General features: G+C 36.7%; 8 protein-coding genes and 3 pseudogenes. 7 read left to right on the forward strand and 4 right to left on the reverse strand.

The window, feature by feature from the left end; genetic code table 11:
• Window positions 1-740 precede the first annotated feature (740 nt).
• The 4 genes and pseudogenes from C9J45_RS21880 to C9J45_RS05095 form a co-directional block, all read left to right on the forward strand.
• A pseudogene (locus C9J45_RS21880) lies at window positions 741-3,821 on the forward strand (glycosyl hydrolase family 18 protein); the annotation flags it as partial.
• Between the two features lie 489 nt (window positions 3,822-4,310).
• Window positions 4,311-5,957: pseudogene (locus C9J45_RS21885) on the forward strand (hypothetical protein); the annotation flags it as partial.
• Between the two features lie 304 nt (window positions 5,958-6,261).
• Window positions 6,262-6,612: a MerR family transcriptional regulator gene (locus C9J45_RS05090; protein ID WP_107262223.1), complete on the forward strand. Its 351-nt coding sequence runs from the start codon at window positions 6,262-6,264 to the stop codon at window positions 6,610-6,612.
• A 52-nt stretch (window positions 6,613-6,664) separates the two neighbouring features.
• Window positions 6,665-7,234, forward strand: coding sequence for an NAD(P)H-dependent oxidoreductase (locus C9J45_RS05095; protein ID WP_107262225.1), 570 nt, complete (start codon window positions 6,665-6,667; stop codon window positions 7,232-7,234).
• Window positions 7,235-7,356: 122 nt separating this feature from the next.
• On the opposite strand, the gene C9J45_RS05100 is transcribed toward C9J45_RS05095, so the two are convergent.
• Both C9J45_RS05100 and C9J45_RS05105 read right to left on the reverse strand, forming a co-directional pair.
• The gene (locus C9J45_RS05100; protein ID WP_107208495.1) at window positions 7,357-8,106 is read right to left on the reverse strand and encodes a LemA family protein; all 750 of its coding nucleotides are present in this window, start codon (window positions 8,104-8,106) and stop codon (window positions 7,357-7,359) included.
• A 484-nt stretch (window positions 8,107-8,590) separates the two neighbouring features.
• Complete coding sequence (locus tag C9J45_RS05105) at window positions 8,591-9,334, reverse strand: sporulation protein (RefSeq protein WP_107208496.1); 744 nt, start codon at window positions 9,332-9,334, stop codon at window positions 8,591-8,593.
• Between the two features lie 263 nt (window positions 9,335-9,597).
• Between C9J45_RS05105 and C9J45_RS05110 the strand changes: the two genes are divergently transcribed.
• Window positions 9,598-10,587, forward strand: a complete 990-nt coding sequence (locus C9J45_RS05110; protein WP_107261579.1) for a glutathione S-transferase family protein — start codon at window positions 9,598-9,600, stop codon at window positions 10,585-10,587.
• Window positions 10,588-10,655: 68 nt separating this feature from the next.
• On the opposite strand, the gene C9J45_RS05115 is transcribed toward C9J45_RS05110, so the two are convergent.
• Complete coding sequence (locus C9J45_RS05115; protein WP_107261581.1) at window positions 10,656-11,306, reverse strand: HAD family phosphatase; 651 nt, start codon at window positions 11,304-11,306, stop codon at window positions 10,656-10,658.
• Between the two features lie 210 nt (window positions 11,307-11,516).
• Between C9J45_RS05115 and cqsA the strand changes: the two are divergent.
• Window positions 11,517-12,687: pseudogene (gene cqsA / locus C9J45_RS05120) on the forward strand (alpha-hydroxyketone-type quorum-sensing autoinducer synthase).
• A gap of 62 nt (window positions 12,688-12,749) precedes the next feature.
• Here cqsA and C9J45_RS05125 read toward each other — a convergent pair.
• Window positions 12,750-14,777 carry a hybrid sensor histidine kinase/response regulator gene (locus tag C9J45_RS05125; protein ID WP_107208500.1) on the reverse strand — a complete coding sequence of 676 codons (2,028 nt, stop codon included), beginning with the start codon at window positions 14,775-14,777 and terminating at the stop codon, window positions 12,750-12,752.
• A gap of 366 nt (window positions 14,778-15,143) precedes the next feature.
• Between C9J45_RS05125 and betI the strand changes: the two genes are divergently transcribed.
• On the forward strand, window positions 15,144-15,740 hold the full coding sequence (betI, locus tag C9J45_RS05130; RefSeq protein WP_105062357.1) for a transcriptional regulator BetI: 597 nt from the start codon (window positions 15,144-15,146) through the stop codon (window positions 15,738-15,740).
• The last annotated feature ends 9 nt before the right edge of the window (window positions 15,741-15,749 follow it).

Below are 15,749 nucleotides of genomic sequence, written 5' to 3' on the forward strand. Positions count from 1 at the left end.
TAAATGACTTAACCCGCTGCCGCTATGAAAATGATAGCTGCATCATCAAATACGATGACACATTATCAACTTACGTTGGTGGCAGTTCTTTTGTGATTAGTGTCGATAGTGAAGAAGTTGTTGAAGATGGTGATATCACCGATGACGTTAACGAGAGTGGGGAAAATCTTGGCCGAGAACCAATTGTCGATGACCAAAATACAGTTATCGACATTACCTTAGAAAAATCTGGCTCACCTTGGTCAACGGGGTTTAATGGTGTGATCAAATTCATATCGCCAGTGGCGACCTCTTCTTGGACTTTGACGTTTTTAAAGCCAGCTGATGTGAATGATATTAGCATGTGGTCACACGGAGGGGGATTACAAACGGTGGGTGGACAATCGTTTATCAATGTTAGCAACAAAAGCTGGAATGGCGTTTTGACTCCTAATATTGAAAATTCAATTGGTGCCAGTGTTCAAGGTAAGGGCACTTATGGCGCAATATCGAGTGATAGCTGTACTTTAACGCTTGATAGCACTAATTACCCTTGTCAGTTGATAGCTAACGAAAATGCAACCAGTGTAGAAGATCTTTCTAATATTAATAGTGTTGGTATAACCCCTGCAGTTATCATTGATGATAATGAGACTGTCGATTCAGGTAACGAGTCTATTGTGGTCGACAATACACCCACAGATATTCCTGCTGCGTTGGTGAAAGGCAGTGGTGTGACTCAAAGTAAAACTCCAAAGAATATGACGTTTACTTCACCGAGTGATTTTAAAGGTAAAGTCGTTGCAGGTTATCTATCTGATTGGAGTGTATATGGTCGTGGTTTTGACGTTGAACGCTTACTAAAAGATGATACCTTTCCCTATAACAAACTGGTTTTTGCATTTTTAGCTATTTGTGGTGATCAAGGTTCGCTTTCTGGAAAAATTCGAGCGCAGTGTGCCGCGGAAGGTAAAAAAGATTTTGAGGTGGTCTTTTTAGATCCATGGGCAGACTTTGGTTTAAGCGTCAGTTCTCGCCAAAAGGGTAACCCTTATGTTGATGGTTTTAGTAAGGGGATTATTGAACAGCTCGATTACATTAAAAAACGAGTCCCTAACATTAGCATCTCAGCCAGTATTGGTGGCTGGACTATGTCAGAGCCATTCCATCGCATGGCAGCCAATCCGGTACATATTGCAACCTTCGTTAATTCATTAAAAGAATTACAAGATAAATATGGCTTTACTGGTTTTGATATCGACTGGGAATTTCCTGGTCATGGTGGTGCTTCGGGTAAATTCACATCAAATGATGGTCAATATTTTAAGGACTTGGTCTGTGCTGTGAAGGCAGGCCTTGGTGATGACATTGAAGTATCTAGTGCGGTAGGGGCAACGAAAACATATATTGATCATATCGGCGCATATTATAAAACCATTTATGACCAAGGCTGTCTTGATTACATTTATATGATGAATTACGACTACTTCGGCGCATGGGATGATAAAATTGGTCATCAAACGAGTGTGATGCCGTCCTCTTCACTAACAGGGGGAATACCTAATGACGATGATACACGGTGGAGTGTCAATGCCGCTATCAAGTTATTTGAGCAAGCCGGTTTTAAGCGTGATCGTTTATTGATGGGGATTGCCAATTACGGTCGAGGTTTTAAATCTCTTGATTTAACCATCAATCAGCAAGGTGCGCTTGGCGGGACGAAAACCTCTACATCACCATCGTCAGGTACGTTTGAAAGTGGAGTAGTGGAAGGCTACGATCTTTGGCGCAATGTAGCTGGTGAAGATCTACAGGGGCGTGGCGATTTTGCACTTTATAGCGATTTTGAAGCTCACGCTGATGTATATTTCAATAAAGTCACTGGCGATTACATTTCGATAGACACGCCACGAACCGCCTATATGAAAGCAAAGTTGGCTGATGTTTTGGGGTTAGCGGGCGCTTTCGTTTGGACTATTGAGCAAGATGATGGTCGCATTGTTACCGCAATGCAAGATGGATTTGGCCTTAATGGTGATGTGCCATCTGAGCGTGCGATAACCTACTCCGCCTGCGGTATTCCATTTAAAGATGACGAAGAGAATTTGTGTGCAGAGCTTTATAGTGGACTCAATAATTTCTCATCTGGTAGTGGTTCAGGTAGTAGCATTGCTACTATCCTCAATGCAGCCGTTAGCCTTCCTTCGCCAGGGCAAACTGTTCGTGTAGTGGATGGTATAATCGTAGACATTGGAACTGGAACAGATACAACTCCAGCACCAGATCTAGATCAAAATGTGGTTCCTGATTCTCACATTATTTATCGTTCAGAGCTCAATCAACATCAAACGAATGCAGAAAGTGCATACAAAGAAAGTATTAATGCTGCTAAAAGCCTACTCAGAACACGGGATAATACTATTGTTGAGGCAGTCTCCCCACTAAATACAACTAACCCTGATAACGTCAAGCGTGTTGAAAGCATGTTTAATCAAAGTAATTGGGATGAATTGTTTTCTCACGCTGCGCCTGAATACTCTTATACTAACTTCTTAAAGGCTGTCGCTAAGTTCCCTGCATTGTGTGATACCTACACCGATGGACGTGATAGCGACGCTATTTGTCGTAAGTCACTCGCAACTATGTTTGCTCATTTTGTGCAGGAAACCGGTAAAAACTCTGAATATGATGGTGATACATGGAAACAAGGCTTGCACTACGTTCGAGAGATGGGATGGACTGAAACCTCACGAGATGGATACAACGGCAATTGTGATGTTTCTAGCGATTTTGCCAGTCGAGTGTGGCCGTGTGGTAAGTTTGAAAACGGTGACTACAAGTCCTATTTTGGTCGTGGGGCTAAACAATTAAGTTACAACTATAACTACGGACCTTTCTCTAACGCGATGTACGGTGATGTGTCTATATTGCTTAATAATCCAGAGATGGTTGCTGATACATGGCTTAATATCGCTTCCGCTATCTTTTTTTATGTGTATCCACAGCCACCTAAACCATCAATGTTGAGTGTCATTGATGGCTCTTGGACACCTAATCAAGCTGATATCGATGCAGGTTTAAATAACGGTTTCGGTATGACCATTCACATAATAAATGGTGGGCTTGAATGCGGCTCTGGTAACGAAGATGCGAGAGCTCAAAATCGTATAAATTATTATAACGAATTTGCTAATTACTTATCAGTGACAACTCCAGCCGATGAGGTGCTTGGTTGTAAAAATATGGCTCAATTCTCTGATGTTACCGGTGGTTCCGGCTCTGTTCCTATTTATTGGGAGCAAGATTGGTCAAGCCCATATAAATGTAAATTAGTTAACTATCAAACAGCTTACACAACGTTTGATATAGGTGGGTACGAAAAGTGTGTTAAGGACAAATATCCTGATGTAGTTATTTTGGAGGATGGCGATAGCCCTATTGTTAATGATGACTCAAAAGATACAGAGACTGTAGGTGATGGTGATGCCGTTGGTGATTCAGATGGTACAGACACTGCAGATGTAGGTGATGGCGTTGATGATTCAGATGGTACAGACACTGCAGGTGTAGGTGATGGCGTTGATGATTCAGATGGTACAGACACTGCAGGTGTAGGTGATGGCGTTGATGATTCAGATAGTATAGACAATGGAGACGTAAGTGATGATAATGATTTGAACACTCCTACAAATGCACTGTGTCAATCTTTCAATATTTACCCGAACTGGCCTGCAAATGATCATGCTGATGGTGGAGATATCGTAGTTTATGATGATATTGCTTACAAAGCATCATGGTGGACAAACACAATACCAGGTAGTGATGAATCATGGACATTACATTTACGATGTGACGGCGTAGAGCCCTCGTCACAAACTTCTCTAAAAATGCCAAACCCCAAAGATCCTATTGATCTTAACATGCGACATTGGCCAAATTATCTTTCTATATCGGCACCAAATTTAAATCTTTCAGAAAATATACCAAGTACTGTTAGATTCGAATTACCAGTTTTAAACCAACTTACAGATAGTAATCACTTAACCGATCATTTTAAATCTTTGGCTGAACAATTATTACTTAATGAAGAAAGCAATATTACTATTTTGCTTTCCAGTGATATGTTTGATATGAATTATCAGGACGAACTTTCAACATTAGATAATATTCCTGTAAATTTAGCTCTGACTAACGCTATTGCAGTAAATAATATTCCTTTAGATAGCTCATTACTAAATTCATTATCAGATGATGTCAAAGGTTTACTTAAAGCACATAATTTACTAATTAGTCAATTACTTCCTGATGCAAATATTGGGTGGCAGGTGATAATTGGTGATTTTGCCTATGATCAACACTCTGGTGGTTATCGTTCAGTTTGGAACATGGCTTCATTACCGGTAGTTAATTTGCTTACAGATTACGAACTTTATAGTGGTGAGTACTCTGCTCATTTTGTTGCATTTAGTAAATCATCAATGACTCCAGCATTAGATAACGACCAGTGGGATAATGCTCTTCGATTTATTAAACAAGTCACAGATACTCTGAATGTCCCTGCTATGCTAGCTTCGATACCAAGTAACCAAGCTGGTAATTACTTTTTAGGTTTGACTTCAGCAGATAGAAAGCTTCGACACGCAGCATACCATAATATATTTTCGATTCAGTTTGATACTGTAGATATGGCTTTGCAGAATAAAATAGAATCTTACTTACAAAATAAATTGCCTCTCTACAATTCGGGAGGTGGTATGTCAATTTCGGATAGCACATTAACAAATATTACTTCGTTAAATGACGAATTAATAAGCGTTACAACGAAAATGAACAATCAAGTTCTTCTTTACGAGACGCCGAATAACGGTTGGGAGCCTTCAAATGTATACAAATGGGATGACTTTTTAACTGCTCTTCATACAATGCATAACATTGGTGTCTCTGGTACTAAATTTTGGCTTACTGATATTGATGCAATAGATGAGAAAAATATTCAATATGCCAAAGTAGCAATTGCTGCATTTTTAGCACAATCTATGCAAGAAACCATACAATATGATGCTTGTGATGAAAATAATTGGGCTCAAATAAAATACGGTGCTCCTGTTGATTATCCCATGAGTGCATCATGTGGTCAGTTAGGACAAAAATATGCTGACTACGGTGTTGATAAAAATACGAATCTTGATCATCCTTATTCTTGTCCACGAACACCTAAAATAGAAGTTACAGCAACGACTCACGCTAAGTGGTATGGCGCACCTAGTCCTATATTTGCCGCACCTGATTCTGTTCTCGAGGCTGCAGGCTTATTAGTAAATGGCTCTGTTGGTCGATGGGATTTGTCAAATTCTTGGTGTGACTCACCACCAGTTGAAATCGATCATACCAAACAAGCATGGGAGCGTGATTCATGCAATGTATATGTAGGCCAGAAAGATGGTAAATTCGTATGGGATGGCAGTTCTGAGACATCTGTTGAGGGGTGCGCTTGGTGGGGAAGAGGCGTCATCCAAACAACAGGTCGCAGAAATTTTGGTACCTTGAATCACTTTTTAGGTAGAAGCCATGTTGACCCAAGTACATTTGGCACTACTATCGAAGGCGATACTGTCGTTATGGCGCCTCCAGGTGATCCAATATATGCAAAATTAGACCTTTGCTCTAACCCTCAATTAATATGTACAACTGAAGAATATCCTGAATTGAAATGGATAGCGGGTTTATTTTTCTGGATGACATCCGTTCAAGCCTATAGCAATCCAGGCGGTCCATATGAAAGTTGGAATTATTACGATGAGTTGAAAAAATATGTCGATGATGGCCTTGTTGGAAATAACTTCATTGATGCTGTATCTGGCATTGTAAATAGGGGATGTCCCGCCGATCATTGTGAAACGGGTGAAGTGCATGAAATACAAGGTCGTCGTGATAACTTTATTAAAGTACTCAAAGCACTTGGTCTTGATCCAAAATAATAACGTATCAAGATGATATTTTATTGAAATTTATATTTAGCAGACTAATGTGATACTTCATCTATAACTTTCAATACTAAGTTGTTTGTTTAGGTGGAAAAATAACTATACAAATTTCATTAATTTAGCTATCAACTTTGTTTAGGCTCTTTAGCCGAGAGCCTAGCTATTCATTTTTTCATTTTTATGCCATCTAAAGCACCATGGAATAACATAACCGATAACTTAATGCTGTTTGAGAAAGGCCCTGTTAAATAGGGTATATATAGATAGACAAGGAAGACAATTAATAAGGAGATCAGTGATGTATATCGGTGAAGTGTCTAAATTAACAGGAGCATCTGCCAAAGCTATACGCTTATATGAATTGTTAGGCTTGTTGGGAACAGTAGTAAGAAAAGGGAGCTATCGTATTTATGATGATAACCATGTTAGAACCGTTATTTTGATTAAAGATGCACAATCTATCGGGGTTAGTCTTGCTGAATTTAAGCGGCTGCTAGGAGATAAAACAGTACTAAGTTGGGATGTTGTAAGCACATTTCTTGATCAGAAAAGTAAAGCAATTGAAGAACAAATTAACCTATTGCACCAGCAGCAATCGATGATCCATACGTATCAAGACAATATTAAAAAGTGTTTAGAAACTAATTGACTCTTCCCTATAGGGCAAGGTGTAAGCTGAGCTCAAAAAGGGAGAGGCATCTATGTGCAAGAAAGTATTAGTTATTAATGGAAACCCAAAGGCTAAGAGTTATTGTCATGAACTAGCGCAGAGCTATATCATAGCTAGCGAGAAGAATGATGTCAGGCTGTTAAATTTAAGTATGATGGATTTTGATATCAATTTAGTGAGTGGTTATGAAGCAGTACAACCGCTAGAGCCAGATCTACAGCATTTCCAATCATCACTTCTATGGGCAGATCACGTGGTATTTATTTTTCCTCTGTGGTGGGGAGGAATGCCTGCAAAATTAAAAGGGTTAATTGATCGAACATTTCTTCCCAATTTTGCGTTTAAATTTGAAGCTAAAAACTTAACACCACAGCGATTATTAAAAGGGAGAACGGCCGAGCTGATAGTTACAATGGACTCGCCACCATTTTATTATCGTTGGATTTATGGCGATCCTATTTACAAGCAAATGAAGCGCACTATTTTAGGTTTTAGTGGCTTTGAAAAAGTATCTAAGACCTATATTGGCCCAATAATTAATGCGACGGAAGATAAAAAATCAAAATGGAATCAGCGGGTAGCTCAGCTTGCTAAAAAGTAGCGTAATGCACTAATTATAATAAGAGCTAATGCTAAATAGACAATGCTGTTATTGGCGTCGTCAACGAAGATTGTAGAGTTAGTCATGCGACCAACTCTACAATATAGAAGAAATGGATTTGATTATTTATCTTCTGAAACTTTTGTTTTCTCATTACGGTTTTCAGTTGGAGAGTTAATCTCTCCAGCTTTTGATTTGACGACTTCAACGGCTTTTCCCATAGCAATATCGCCTTGGGCAACCGCTGATTTTACTATTTCAGAGTTTATTGCGCCTTCAATTTTATTTGATGCAGTATCTTTTAAACTATTTGCTGATTTCTTAATAGATTTTGACGATGCATTAATGAGGTTTTTAACAGCTGCTGCATCATCACGAGTAAATGTTGCCAGTTGACTTAATGAATCTTCATTTGCAGCATCATAATATGGTGCTGGTTCAAAACTTAGTTTATTTGCAACAAGCATTGTAGGAAAGCTAGAACGATAGCTGTTATATACTTTAACTATTCCATTATAAGATTCTCGTTTATCTGAAATATTATTTTCTAACTCTTCGAGTTGTTTCATTAACTGTATATAGGTTTCATTTGCTTTTAATTCAGGAAAACTTTGAGAGAGAGCGGCTAAGCTCTCTGTGCTAGCATCTTGGTTCGATGATATTTTTAAATGAGTTAATTTTTCGTGATCACCAAAACCTTGAGCGATATCTAAAACTCTGGACGCAAGATCTCTGCGTTTTTGTAAGGATACTTGCATATTTGACGCTTGTTCAATTATTGATTGTTTACCAGACTGTAATTTATTGTATGTTTTAATTGACCAAATAATAATGACAGCCAAAGCTATGATCAAAATAGTACTTATACCCATGTAACACCTCTAATGATTTATATAAATAATGATGTTGTTAACTTATATTCTTAACGTTTGGTTTAGGTACGGTTTTGACGTTATCTGAAATAACCGTTATACAGGGCCGAATGAAATCGTACAATTTCAATGACTGCAAATATACCTTTCACATTGAAGTATTTATCATGAATACAGCGCTATCATGCCGTTAAGAATATCAATTTTAACACTATATTATCTATATCAATTCATAAGCTAAACCTCCTGCGATAATTGATAGTTATAGTCGTGTACTTCGTCGCATTACTTGCCAACTAGATACATCACTTTCATGTTAACCACGTAATATATCAAGCAGCAGGTTATAAACTCGCTTAGGAATTAAAGGGGATAACGATAAATTAAATATTTTAATGAGTCGCTGACGTTAAAGATAACCTCAACTTCTTAAACATCCCCTTTGATAACAAGGCAGCTTGTACTTTCCTACATCATACTTAAACTACATTCTTAACAGCGTATCTAATTGATAACTAATATCGGAGGGGGATGCATTTCTACTTATACTGAATGAGGTGTATTGATCGCCTCGGGTAGACATAGAACGATCAATTTCAGCAAGACAGTGAATGACAGCGCCATCTAAAATAAAAGATAATTCAATTTCTTTGCTGTTAAAAAATCCGCTATTTCGAAATTCGATTTCTTGATAACAGCCCGATTGTGAAGCAAAGTGTCCGCCTTGTAGAAAACCTTTTTCCACATCAGCTTTGATTAAATTAAAGCCTGCATTCTCAATGCTCGCAATGACACTAGCGATAGCTGGGAGAGGTTTTACCTCGATAAAATCACGATCAGAAGGATCAATAGCGAAATCAATATCTAACGTTGTTTCTAACCATACTTTCGATTGGTTATTTTGAGTGTTAAGTTGGGTGATAGGTGTTTCATCATGCAGTTTAAATTCAAAAGGCAGCGACTTCTCCTCACTGGCATGAATCGTAAAAGGTTGATTAACTTTTATCGTTCCTAACACAAAGGTTTGATAGCTGTGGCCATTTTCTAGTTCTACTTTCATTTCAGTACAAAGCTTTAATGAAATAGCATCAATGACTTGTTCTACATCTCCACCTTTAATATGCACATTTCCTTGTAATATATCTCCCTGATAAAGTGAAGGATTATGCAAAATAGTGTCTACTTTTGCAGAGCCAATACCTAATGAGGCTTTTAATTTTTTAAACATAATCTGCCTTTGTATGTATTTTTAAATGCGCGATGTGAGCAAATTATCACAACAATACCCTGCGATGTAACTTCAAGGTGCGATAAAGACGTAAGTAATTATTTTAACTATTTATTATTGTTATATAGCTCAATGTTTTGTAAACAAATAGAGCAGCACGCCAATCAGGTTGATCAATCACGCTAAGTGAATCGTTAAAGTTTGAAAATAGGCGTCTATGTATTAGGTTGATTAATAAGAAAGAACATTGATGAGAGGGAAGTATGGGATTATTAGTGGATGGGAAATGGCACACTGATTGGTACGACACTAAATCGACGGGAGGCAAGTTTGAACGAAAAGCTTCAAGCTTTCGTCATTGGGTAACGAAAGATGGCCAAGCGGGGCCTTCTGGAGAAGCGGGCTTTAAAGCTGAACCTCATCGTTATCACTTATACGTTTCCCTTGCTTGCCCTTGGGCGCATCGAGCGATTATTTATCGTAAATTAAAAGGGTTAGAGCCCTTGATTTCAATGTCTGTAGTTAATGCTTTCATGGGCGAGGACGGGTGGAATTTTGCATTAGGTGATGATGTAGTTGTCGATCCCATCATTAATGCTGAGTTTATGCATCAAATTTATACCCATGCAGATCCTCATTATACAGGGCGAGTTACGGTACCTGTGCTGTGGGATAAACAAAATCAAACCATAGTAACAAATGAATCAGCCGAAATTATTCGTATGTTCAATAGTGCTTTTGATGATGTTGGCGCAAATAGCAATGATTTTTACCCAGAAGCACTACAAACAGAAATTGATGCCTTAAATGATTTTGTCTATGTAAATATAAATAATGGTGTATACCGTGCTGGCTTTGCAACTACTCAAGAAGCTTATGATGAAGCCGTTGTGACACTGTTTAATGCGTTAGATGCGATTGAAGCGCGGTTAACGGAAAATCGATACTTACTTGGTGATAAAATAACAGAAGCAGATTGGCGTTTATTTACCACGTTAGTGCGATTTGATGCAGTATACGTTGGACACTTTAAATGTAATCTTAAACGGTTAGTTGATTACCCAAACATTTGGGGATATTTACGCGATTTATACCAAGCCCCCGGTATTGCTGACACGGTTAATATTGATTATATCAAAGCCCATTACTATGGCAGCCATGAAACCATTAACCCTACGCGTATTATTCCTAAAGGGCCTGTATTAGACTTTTCTGAGCCACATTGTCGTGAAAAATTGGGTGCTGAGTTATAGGTATAGTCAATATAAGAAAAGGGCATCACAGCTGGATGGTGATTGCCCATGTCTATATCAATGATGAGTTACTGCTTAAGTTTTGCAAGTACTTCATTCATTGATGTATATATCCCATGGCCTAATGCTTCAACTTCATCACTGGGCTGCACTAAATCAATTACCTGAAATGTTTCCATGCCAGCTGAAACTGCAGCTTTAACACCATTATTTGAATCTTCAAAAGCAATACACATACTAGGGTTAACGTTTAAACGCTTTGCTGCGAGTAAGTAAACCTCAGGATCAGGTTTGCCATTTGTCACTTCATCACCAGCTGTCACCGCTGAAAAATAGCCACTTAAACCAGCCATGGCTAATTTTTTTAATGCTAATTGCCGATTGGTGGAGGTTGCTACAACCATAGGTATATTCTGTGTTTGTAACCAATTAAGTAGATCAATAACACCATCTTTTACAGGAATAGCTTCATTTTCAACAATGTTTAAGTAAGCCTGTTTCCATTGCTTGCGAAATACAGGGTAGTCCATGGTTTCGCCATAACTGACTCGTAATAGATCTTCAACGCCAGCCTCATTGCGTCCAATGATATTTAAGTAGGTCTGTTCAAGGTAGGGAAGGTTAAAGTCCTGACAGGTTTGTTTAAATATATCCATACAGACACGCTCTGTATCGAGTAATAAACCATCCATGTCGAAAATAGCAGCGTTGTATGTCATATTATTAACTAATTTATAAATAAAGAAGTGATATTTTACAGATAAAATGCAGTTATTTAAATATGACTATTTGTAAATTTAAACAAATTAGTTAGTGAGATTAATGTTAATTTTTTATGAAAAAAATGATTAATAATATTATTATTTAGAATGAGGAAAGTATTATTGTTAATATTGTTACTCCTATTAACAAAAGTAAGAGTAATAAAAATGAAAAATATTAACGTAAAATCACTTCCAAACTTTATAAAAAAAAATTGATGCTCATCTAGAGGCAGATATTTACTCCCGAAAAAATAAAAAGCACTTAGTATTAGGTAAAATTCCCTCCGATACTTCAATTACATTACAAAGTAATGATTATCTCGCCATCACAGGGCATGAATATATTCGTCAGAAGCACTTAAAAGCCATCACAGATCATAAACATGAAGTAGTGATGTCTGCGGTCTTCCAGCATCAAGCTGAAAGTGGCGATACATTTGAAGAACAATTAGCTGCGTTAACAGGTTTTGAAAAATGTGTGCTGTCCCAGTCGGGCTGGGCGGCAAATGTCGGATTAATTCAAACTCTGATCCCTAAAGGTACACCGATCTATATCGATTTCTTTGCTCATATGTCGTTATGGGATGGAGCAAAACGTGCAGAGGGAAATATTCAAACATTTCTGCATAACAATATGCGTCATCTTGAAAAGCAAATTAAACGTGAAGGTCCTGGGTTAATCATGGTTGATTCGGTGTACAGTACAATCGGTACAGTTGCACCATTGCATGATTTAGTTGAAATAGCTAATCGTTATGGTTGCGCCTTATTGGTAGATGAATCTCACTCGCTGGGCACACACGGTAAAAATGGTTCAGGATTAGTCGCTGAATTAGGCTTAACCGATCAAGTTGATTTCTTAACGGCGAGTTTAGCAAAAGCCTTCGCTTACCGAGCAGGAGCGATTTTATGCAGTAAAGATGTAGCGAAATCGTTCCCATTTACGGCATATCCTGCCATTTTCAGTTCAGCACTGTTAAATCATGAGCTAGAAATCTTAAAAGCGACATTGGATGTCATTAAAGATGCAGACGATAAGCGTAACCAGCTGTTTATTCAGTCTGAGAAATTACGTAGTGGTTTAGTTAATCTTGGTTATAAGATTAAGAGCCAGTCACAAATTATTGCACTTGAAAGTGGTAATGATGAAGATACAGAAGTGATCCGTGATTATTTAGAATCTCGAGATGTATTTGGTTCTGTGTTCTGCTCACCAGCGACCCCTAAAAATAAAAATGTGATCCGCTTTTCTTTAAATAGTGATGTGAGTGACGAACAAATATCGACGTTACTTACTGTGTGTCGAGAGATGCGAGAGGAGCTATCGTTAAAGTAATAGAATAAATTCTTACCCATTATTGCTTTACGTTTACGTAAACGATAGTGGGTAAGTGTATTCTAGTTAATAAAGCGCTCAATACTGGAAAATATTTGCTCTTTAGTTGCAGGTTTGAAAATAAATCCATTCATACCGACTTTGCTAAGCTCTTGCTGTTGTTTTTCATCAAGTGAGGCTGAGAAACAAATAATGGGGGTATTTTTATGTGATTCATATCTTTTATTTGAACGAATTTGTTTTGTTGCTTCTAAGCCTCCCATTAAAGGCATTTCTAAATCTATCATAATAAGATCTACTTGACTTAGCTCAAGACTTTTTAGTGCATTAATACCATTCTCGGCATGAATAACATGAAAGCCACTGCGTTGCAGGAGTATTCCTGTATACATGCGTAATGACATATTATCGTCTACAAGTAGAATACTTTTTGTCTCTGTTGTAGATCGCGGTGTACTTTTTGGATTATTAAAGTGAATAAAAAAGAATCGACAGATATGATCAGTGAAATCATTCTCAATTTTACTAGCATTGATTAGTTTGTAGTTAATTTTTTCATTTAATATTAAATTTATTGCTTTAGGTTCACGGTATAAATACAAGACTTTCGTTGTTAATAATGCGAGTTTATCTTGTAACTTAGAGAAGTAATAATCATGTTCAGTGTAACTATCCAGATTAACAATAATCATATCTACTTGATCAAGAGACATGTCAATTAATTTAAATGGGCTAGTCGTGTTAAAATTGTAGCCATGAGAAAAGGAGTTTTTCTGAAGTTCAAAAACATCACTGTTGTTATCACCTATGTATAATAGGCGTTTTTTAGACATTAACTCATACTTTAGCTTATTGACTGATTTTGAATCGATTTTAGGTAAAAGTATAGTGAACTCAGTCCATTCACCTAACTTGGATTGACAGCTGATTACCCCACCAAATGCTGTGATCACTTTTTTACAAAAAGGCAAACCTAAACCTGAGCTATTTTTTTTACCATGTGTAAAGAAATCATCAAAAATAGCATCAAGATTATTCTTTGGAATACCAATACCTGTGTCTCTTATTTTTATAATATTATTGTTTTTATTAATATCGATATTAATATCAATACTGAAATTATTCTTTTCTTTGTAATAAAATGCGTTTTTCATAAGATTGAAAATGACATAACGAAATAAAATATCACTACCAAAATAATTTGTGTCTTTATTGAAATTAACTGAAACTAAACTTCTATCTTGTGAAGATTGATAGCCATAGCTTTCTACAGAGCTTTTAATAATATTAACAATAGAATATTCTTGAAATGTGTTTTTTGAAATAGCGTGTTCATTAATAGAGCTTAATAGTAAGTTAATTGTTTCATTACTATTATTAATAACAGTCATATTACTTCTAATGATAGATTTTAGCTCATTAGCATTATCTTTTTGGTTATCATTTTTTTGGCGAAGAATATCAAGCATGAGTTCCATGGAAGAGTAAAGAGAACTAAAAGGGTTTCTCATCTCATGGGCAATACCGGCACTAAAGCTACGAGCAAAAAGTAATTGATCTTCGTAATGAATGTGATTTCTATAATGTGAAGCAATACCTGTCACATATGAAAAACTAATAACTGCAATATAGCCCCAATGAAAATTATCACTGTTTATCGGATGGAAGCCATAAGAAAATAATGCGCCTAATGATATACCAATAATGGAGATTACGCTGATAATATAAGCATCGTAAATCAATAATATTGATAAAAATAGTGCAGCCATGAAAGACATGACCCAAGGGATAGACCAATCATTCATAATCAGCATAAAGCTGAAAAAGAAAGGCAGTCCTATGGTGATTGTAGCAATGAAATGAATCGCCTTATAACGTAAAAACCAATAAGGAAGATGATCTTTTAAAATGAATGGGATAAACAAACTGCCACAAAATAACCTGAGTAAAAAGTTCTCATAGGGTTGAGGAAAAAGATAATGCCAAACAAAGAAGTATAGTGGAAAACCAATGCTACCAAGATAGCCTATAATGATTAAATTAGGCTCAAAGTAACGGTAAACATTATTAATTCTATTTTTTATACTCATTGTCTATGAACTTCTAGTTATTAGCTTGAATACTATAAACCAAAATAACTAAATAAAAAAAACAAATTGAGTTTATGCTATAGAGCTCACCTTACTAATATTTCATTTCTCTCGTTACATATCATTTCTTAACGTTTAATAATTGCTCGTAATATGTCTCGGTTATTCGACTAGTATGTATCACTTTTTAATTTATACACTCATTGTTAATATTTTGTTACATTCGATATTGTGTTGATAATCTAGCGATTTTCTTTGCTTTGATGGTTTTTTAAACTGTGATTTTGGTTTTATTTTGATTTAATGTAAAAAATATGTCACATTTATACTTAATTGATCGTTCAATAAAAAATAGATGGGAGCATTATGCCAAAGGTTGGAATGCCTGATATTCGTAAACCACAGCTTGTAAATGCCACGATGGCAGTCATTGAACGAGTTGGCTTACATGCAGCAAGTATCTCGTTGATCAGTAAAGAAGCAGGAGTATCAACGGGGATTATCAATCACTATTTTGGTGGTAAGCATGGTTTATTAGAAGAGACTATGCGTGAAATTTTACGTCGTTTATCAATGAGCGTTACAACGTCATTAAGCCAGATACCCCGCAATAATCATCAAGCTCGAATTAATGCCATTATCATGAGCAATTTTGATGGTTACCAAGCAGAAAATAAAGTAGCGAAAACATGGTTAGCATTTTGGTCTTACGCTATGCATGACGCACAGTTGGGTCGTCTACAGCAAGTTAATGAAAAACGTTTGCTATCGCATTTAAAGATTGAACTTAAAGGGCTACTACCATCTTCTCAAGCTGAATTAGTTGCTCATGGTATAGCTTCATTAATTGATGGTATCTGGTTACGTGGGACATTAAATCCGAAAGGTATTGATGCGAATAATGCTCGCATGATCATTAATGATTATTTAGAAAAGCAACTGGCTTTTTATTCAAAATTATAATTTCTAAGA

This window comes from Photobacterium sp. GB-1, from assembly GCF_003026165.1.
In the GTDB taxonomy this organism is placed as follows: Bacteria; Pseudomonadota; Gammaproteobacteria; order Enterobacterales; family Vibrionaceae; genus Photobacterium.

Excerpts from the sequence above, each read along its gene's own strand:
- C9J45_RS05095 (WP_107262225.1), top strand. The coding sequence starts at position 6,665 with ATGTGCAAGAAAGTATTAGTTATTAATGGAAACCCAAAGGCTAAGAGT.
- C9J45_RS05110 (WP_107261579.1), top strand. The coding sequence starts at position 9,598 with ATGGGATTATTAGTGGATGGGAAATGGCACACTGATTGGTACGACACT.
- C9J45_RS05115 (WP_107261581.1), bottom strand. The coding sequence starts at position 11,306 with ATGACATACAACGCTGCTATTTTCGACATGGATGGTTTATTACTCGAT.
- C9J45_RS05100 (WP_107208495.1), bottom strand. The coding sequence starts at position 8,106 with ATGGGTATAAGTACTATTTTGATCATAGCTTTGGCTGTCATTATTATT.
- C9J45_RS05090 (WP_107262223.1), top strand. The coding sequence starts at position 6,262 with ATGTATATCGGTGAAGTGTCTAAATTAACAGGAGCATCTGCCAAAGCT.
- betI (WP_105062357.1), top strand. The coding sequence starts at position 15,144 with ATGCCAAAGGTTGGAATGCCTGATATTCGTAAACCACAGCTTGTAAAT.
- C9J45_RS05125 (WP_107208500.1), bottom strand. The coding sequence starts at position 14,777 with ATGAGTATAAAAAATAGAATTAATAATGTTTACCGTTACTTTGAGCCT.
- C9J45_RS05105 (WP_107208496.1), bottom strand. The coding sequence starts at position 9,334 with ATGTTTAAAAAATTAAAAGCCTCATTAGGTATTGGCTCTGCAAAAGTA.